This window comes from Marinimicrobium sp. UBA4509 (assembly GCF_002388575.1).
Taxonomy (GTDB): domain Bacteria; phylum Pseudomonadota; class Gammaproteobacteria; order Pseudomonadales; family Cellvibrionaceae; genus Marinimicrobium; species Marinimicrobium koreense.
Window position 1 is genome coordinate 15,312 of sequence record NZ_DGMV01000032.1, and the last position, 339, is coordinate 15,650.

Consider the following 339-nt stretch of genomic DNA (forward strand, 5'->3'; position numbering starts at 1 on the left):
TGGGTCCAGTGGCCGGAGTTGTGTACCCGGGGCGCCAGTTCGTTGACCAGCAGATGCCCCTCTTCCACAAAGCACTCCATGGCCATCACACCGACATAGCCCTGATCATCCATAATACGACCGAGCCATTCCTCGGCCAGTTGCTGCTGCTCGGCGGGTACATCCAGATTGCCCACGCTCGCCCGCAATATGCCGCTCTCGTGCCAATTACGGGTGAGCGGATAGAAAACCTTCTCGCCGGCACGATTGCGCGCGCCCACCAGAGAAACCTCGTGGCTGAAGGGAATCATCGCCTCGGCGATACACTCATTGGCCCACTCGGCCAGCACCGGCTCGCCT

The 339-nt window shown here is 61.1% G+C and carries 1 protein-coding gene; it reads right to left on the reverse strand.

The features are described from left to right. Positions 1-339: ATP-grasp domain-containing protein (locus tag B3520_RS04095; RefSeq protein ID WP_286875504.1), on the reverse strand; the 339-nt coding region annotated here is incomplete at both ends.